This is a genomic window from Candidatus Caldatribacterium sp. (genome assembly GCA_014359405.1).
Classification (GTDB): Bacteria; Atribacterota; Atribacteria; order Atribacterales; family Caldatribacteriaceae; genus Caldatribacterium; species Caldatribacterium oleiphilum.
Genome location: JACIZN010000002.1, coordinates 1 through 5,837 on the forward strand (window position 1 = coordinate 1; position 5,837 = coordinate 5,837).

A 5,837-nucleotide genomic window follows, 5' to 3' on the forward strand; every position below is an offset into this window, starting at 1 on the left:
CTTCACTCCGAAGCCTCTGCACCGTCTCCCACAAACCCCGCCGGGACTGGGGATCAAGCCCCGAAGTCGGTTCATCGAGGAAAATCACTTCTCCGTTACCCACAAGCGCCAGGGCAACGCTCAGGCGCTTGAGCTGTCCCCCACTCAGCTTTTCCACGAAGGTGTGGGCTTTTTCGGTGAGACCAACAAGGGCAAGGAGCTCATCAAAGGGTCGATGGCTTCGGTAGAAAGAACCAAAGAGCTTCAGGGTCTCAAGGACCGTGAGACGAGGGAAGAGATTGACCGTTTGGAGCTGGACCCCAACGCGGGACTTCACGAGAAAGGGTTCCCTCTCGGGATCAAAACTGAGAACCCTAACCTCTCCCTCATCACGTCGGAGAAGCCCGATAATGGTCTCAACAGTTGTCGTCTTTCCCGCCCCGTTGGGGCCAAGGAGGGCGAAAATTTCCCCCTCCTCAACGGCAAAACTCACCCCCTGGACGGCATGGAGCAACCCGTAGAACTTGTGGAGATTGACGACGGAGACAGCAGACAACGAACTCTCCTCCCACGAACCTCTCCATTATACCAGTCCCAACTCCTTGTGGACAGATTGCGGAAAAAGCAGGATTTAGGGATTAGCCAATAGCCAATGGGGAAGGGATTAGGGAATGGCTAATAGCCTATCCCCAATTCCTGATCCCTAATCCCTGCTTTTTAGGTCCCTCATAGGTAGGCACAAAAGGCAGGATTTGGGGATTAGGAATTAGCCAATGGGGATTGGTTTCGGTACAAGGGGCTTCAATCCCCATTCCCTAATTCCCAATCCCCGCTTTTTAAATCCCTCATAGGTAGGCTACAAACAAGCGGTCTATCTGGGCTCCAGGATGGCGGGAGGAAGTTTCAATCCCTCATAGGTAGGCTACAAACACTTCTCCACCAGAGCTTTTGCCTCCTCATTGGTCACCGTTTCAATCCCTCACAGGTAGGCTACAAACTGTGTTCTCCCTTGAAGTCTATCTGCGCCTCTATCCGTTTCAATCCCTCATAGGTAGGCTACAAACCTGATTTTGACCGTTACCTCAAGGAAGCCATGCAAGGGTTTCAATCCCTCATAGGTAGGCTACAAACCCGTTCCCAGAGGCTGTTATGTTACCGCCATCAATGGTTTCAATCCCTCATAGGTAGGCTACAAACGGGAACTTGCCATGGAAGACCCGCCATCGTGCTTTTGTTTCAATCCCTCATAGGTAGGCTACAAACAGGCTAAGGGAGGAGGCCATCAGGCCTCCTCCTTCTCTTGTTTCAATCCCTCATAGGTAGGCTACAAACAATCTACGAGCGAATCTTCAGAACCCAGACTCCTCAGGTTTCAATCCCTCATAGGTAGGCTACAAACCTTGAGGAAGCCAAAAGGGCTCTGGAAGAGGAAATGTTTCAATCCCTCATAGGTAGGCTACAAACTGAGCTCTGCCAACGCCACCCAGCAGGCTTTCCAGGTGTTTCAATCCCTCATAGGTAGGCTACAAACCGGGAAGTCCTTGTCACGCAGGATGAGTTCTCCGAGTTTCAATCCCTCATAGGTAGGCTACAAACCCGTCCGATGGGCTTAAAATAAGGATTCCTTACAGAGACGCTATTCACTTGCCAAGGTGCCCTTATGTTCATGAAACCACGTCTTTTTCCCTCTGTCAAGCCCTGGAGGAAAATTTTCTGAATTGTCGTCGACCCCCTGGGGTTTTTGCGCTACCGGGGGTCGACGACAATTTTCTCCACCCCTTTGCAAATCTGCGGGAATTGAGATATAACTTCTTGAGAGCCGGCACAGAAGGGCCGGACTGTGACAGGAATGCATACATCGTCTGGTATCCCCGGAAGGGGAACTGGAACGGAGGTGACTCTTGTGAAAACGCGTGACATCACCATTTCTGCTCTCCTTGCCGCCAGCGCCATCGTCCTCGGCGCCACAGGCTTTGGGTTTATCCCCGTGCCAACTCCTGCCGGTCGAGCCACCATCATGCACATCCCCACAATTCTTGCCGGAGTCCTTGAGGGACCTGTGGTGGGCGGCATCGTGGGGTTCATCTTCGGGATGTACAGTTTCCTCACCACTGCGGTGCCTTTTCTTCGTGACCCCCTTGTGGCCATCGTCCCTCGGGTACTCATCGGTATCCTCTCAGCTTATGCCTTTCGGGCAACACGGAAAAGCAGTATCGCGGCCGTTGTCGGGACGCTGACCAATACGGGAGGAGTGCTTGGCCTTGCGACTCTGCGGGGATACCTCACCCCAAAGGTCTCCCTTGGCATTGCCCTGACTCATGGTCTCCCTGAGGTTATCGTTGCCACCATCATCGTGGTTCTTGTCGTGCGGGGTTTGCGTAAGTACCTTTCGTAATTACGCTTCTGCTCCGCCAATCATTCGGTTGATGGCAATGACCCCAAGAAGAATGAGGCCCCAGAGGGCACTGGCAAGGTGAGAACTCAAGCCCAGGAGGTTGAAGCCCGTGGCTACAATCTGAAGGACAACAATGGAGACCACCACTCCCGGAAGGCGGCCGAAGCCTCCTGCGGGGTCGACACCACCAAGAACACAGGCAAGAACCGTAAGGAGAAGGTACGATTCCCCATAGTCAGCCTGTGCGGCGTTGAAGCGGGAAATCATGACAAGCCCGGCAATACCGGAAAGGAAACTCGAGAGGAGGTAGGTCTTGAAAAGGACAAGGGCGTTATTGACCCCGGCAAAGAGGGTGGCGGTGGGGTTTGAGCCGAGGAGGTACACATAGGTTCCAAACCGCGTCCGGGCTAAGAGCAGGTAGAGGAAGAGCGCACAGGCAAAGAAGACCACAAAGGGCATGGGGATACCAAAAAGGGCTCCGTTCCCAAGGAAAAGGAAGCTATTTGGAAACCCGGCGATGACGTAGCCCCGGGTAAGGACAAGGGATACTCCCTCGGTGAAAATCATGAGTCCCAGAGTGGCAATGATGGCGGGAACGGAAACCCAGGCAATGAGAAACCCCTTGAGCACTGCAAAAAGGAGAGCAAAGGCAAGGCCAAGAATCATTGCAAGAGGCACAGAAAGGCCAATCCGCGTCATCCCGATGGCGGCGATAACCCCGCAGAGATTTGCCGTGGCGATAATCGAGAGGTCGATGCCTCCGGTGAGCATCGGCGTCATCTGGGCAAGGGTGAGAATGCCAAGGAGAGGGAGCTGGAAGGCAATCGACTGGAGGCTATCAAAACCAAGGAGCCTGCCTCTCGTGAGGATTCCAAGGAGAACAATGAGGAAGGTAACCACGGCAACAAGGACAAGAGACTGCATTTCCCTTCTTCCTCGCGCAAGCTTCATACCCGTCCTCTCCTCTTCCGCTCAAGGTTTTGCTGGTACGCGCTGAGGGTAGCAGCAAGGACAATGATGAGCCCCATGATAACCTGATGCCAGTATGCCGAGGCCTTCATGAGGATGAGTCCGTTCTTGATGAAGGCGATGAAGAGCACCCCGAGGACAACCCCAAGAGGAGACCCTGCGCCACCGAAGATGCTCGCCCCTCCAAGAATTGCTGCCGCGATAACATCGAGCTCCCTTCCCACAATGGCGTTGGGCTGAATCATCTGGTTGAGCTCAGCGTGGACGAACCCCGCAAGTCCGGCAAGGAAACCCATATAGCAGTACACGAAAAGCTGAATCCGGAAGATGTTGAAGCCAGCCCGACGGGCGGCTTCGCTGTTCCCTCCGAGGGCGTAGATTTTCCGGCCTATGGGGAGATACCGGAGGATAACCCAGGTCCCAAAGGCGATGAGGAACCACACCACGGTGAAAATGGAAAGGCCGTAGTCCACGCCTTTCTCAGAAACCAGGGTGAGGACCTTGAGACGGGCGAAATCCCGAAAGGGACCGGGAAATCCGTAAATCCACTTGCCCTTGCTCACCACCATGAGGAAGCCGTAGAAAACGTTGAGGTTGGAAATGGTGATGATGACAGGATGCACTCGCGTCCGATTGACCAAAAAGGCGTTGAAGGCTCCGAGGGCAATCCCGATGGGTATAGGGATGAGAAAGGCAAGGAGGACACTCTCCACCATGTACTTTGTGATGATGACCCCCATGATGTACTGGGCCACGGTGGCGATGGCGGTGAAGGAAACATCGATGCCCCCAGAAATGAGGACCACAAGCTCTCCCAGGGCCACAATGCCAAGGAAAGAGTTATTCCGCAGGACATCGAAGAGGTTCTCGGCGGTGAGGAACTTGGGATTGAGGAGGAAGAGAACCACCGAAAGGACGATGAGAACCCCCGCAAGGTAGACCTCGCTTTTTCCGGCAATTCGCTGCAGCAAGGCAATCCCCCTATCCAACGATTTCTTTCCGAAGCGCTTCCTCCGTGACTTCCTGGGGAACGTACTCCCGGATGATACGTCCTTCCTTCATGACGAGAATCCGATGACACACCTGGAGGACCTCGTGCTCCTCATCCGAGATGAGGAGAATCCCGATTCCCCGGTCCCGGGCAAGGGCAACAATCATCTCGTAAATGCTCTCTTTTGCCGCCACATCGACCCCATGGGTGGGGGTATCGAGAATGAGCACCCGGGGGGCGGCGAGAATCCACCTCGAGAGAACCACCTTCTGCTGGTTTCCTCCCGAAAGGGAGCGGACAGGGGCATCCACCGCAGGAACCTTTATGCCAAAGTCCCGTACCGCCCTCTCCGCCACGGAGAGCTTTTTAACCGGGCGCAGGAAGCCGGAACGTTCCACAAGGGTATCGAGAATCGTCACCGTGATGTTATCGGCCACCGGCTGGTCGAGGACAAGGCCCTGGAGGAGCCTGTTCTCCGGAACGTAACCGATGCCGTGGCGGATGGCGTCGCGGTTCGAGCGAAAGACCACTTCTTTGCCCTCGAGGAAAATCTTCCCCGAGTCCGGAGGATTGAGACCAAAGAGGGTGAGGGCCACCTCAGTTCGCCCGGAACCCCGGGGACCAATGAGGCCGAGAATTTCCCCCCGGTGGAGACTGAAGCTCACATCGGTGTACTCCCCGCGCCGAGTCAGGTGCTCCACCCGAAGAATCTCTTCCCTGGTACCAAGGGGAGCAACACGGGACTGAGCGGCGATTTCCTTCCCCGTCATGAGGAAAGAGAGGCGAGTCCTGGTGAGCTCATCCCTGGGGAAAGTGCCGACCTTTACGCCATCCCGAAGAACCGTCACCCGATCGCTGATTTCAAGGACCTCATCGAGACGGTGGCTTATGAAGACAAAGGCAATGCCCTGAGCCTTGAGCTCCCGAATGAAGCCGAAAAGACGCTGCACCTCTCGAAAGGTTAAAGAGGCCGTCGGCTCATCAAGGATGATGAGCTTCGCCTCGCTTGCTATAGCCCGGCATATGGCCACAAGCTGCTGGTCGGCAAAGGGGAGTCTCCCCACCATCACCCGGGGATCGAGGTCCACGCCGATTCGCGCAAGGACCTCTTTCGCCCGGCGCTCCATATCCCCCCAGGCGACAAATCTCCGGTCCCTCTCGATGTACTCATGGACAAAGATATTCTCCGCCACCGAGAGATTGGGGAAAAGGGAAAGGTCCTGGTGCACCACATGAATCCCAAGGTGGAAGGCAAGGTAGGGGTTGAGCCGGGGGATTCTCTTTCCATCGATGATGATTTCCGCTCCCGGGTCGGGCTGGACAACTCCCGTGGCGATTTTCACCAGGGTACTCTTCCCCGAGCCATTCTCCCCCACAAGGCCGTGGACTTCCCCCCGGAGAACGGAAAAATCCACATCCTTCAGAGCAATTTCTGCCTTTCCTTCCCTGTACCACTCGGTATTGTTCCGGGTGACACTGTAGAAGTACGGCCATTGACGCATC

General features: G+C 55.2%; 5 protein-coding genes and 1 CRISPR repeat array. Of the genes, 1 reads left to right on the plus strand and 4 read right to left on the minus strand.

What is annotated here, in order from left to right; translation table 11 throughout:
* Window positions 1-535, minus strand: a 535-nt coding sequence (locus H5U36_00190) for an ABC transporter ATP-binding protein (GenBank protein ID MBC7216609.1), incomplete at its 3' end; no start/stop codon positions are given.
* A gap of 278 nt (window positions 536-813) precedes the next feature.
* Window positions 814-1,575: direct repeats of the CRISPR family, unit length 30 nt; unit sequence GTTTCAATCCCTCATAGGTAGGCTACAAAC.
* A gap of 253 nt (window positions 1,576-1,828) precedes the next feature.
* Between H5U36_00190 and H5U36_00195 the strand changes: the two genes are divergently transcribed.
* Window positions 1,829-2,374, plus strand: a complete 546-nt coding sequence (locus H5U36_00195) for an ECF transporter S component (GenBank protein MBC7216610.1) — start codon at window positions 1,829-1,831, stop codon at window positions 2,372-2,374.
* Here the strand turns inward: H5U36_00195 and H5U36_00200 are convergent, their stop codons facing one another.
* The 3 genes from H5U36_00200 to H5U36_00210 form a co-directional block, all read right to left on the minus strand.
* Window positions 2,375-3,325, minus strand: coding sequence for an ABC transporter permease (locus H5U36_00200; GenBank protein ID MBC7216611.1), 951 nt, complete (start codon window positions 3,323-3,325; stop codon window positions 2,375-2,377).
* Window positions 3,322-4,194 (minus strand): ABC transporter permease, encoded by an 873-nt coding sequence (locus tag H5U36_00205; GenBank protein MBC7216612.1) that lies wholly within the window; start codon window positions 4,192-4,194, stop codon window positions 3,322-3,324. The genes H5U36_00200 and H5U36_00205 overlap by 4 nt, the downstream gene beginning before the upstream one ends.
* Window positions 4,195-4,324: 130 nt before the next feature.
* Window positions 4,325-5,836, minus strand: coding sequence for a sugar ABC transporter ATP-binding protein (locus H5U36_00210; protein MBC7216613.1), 1,512 nt, complete (start codon window positions 5,834-5,836; stop codon window positions 4,325-4,327).
* Between the last annotated feature and the right edge of the window lies 1 nt (window position 5,837).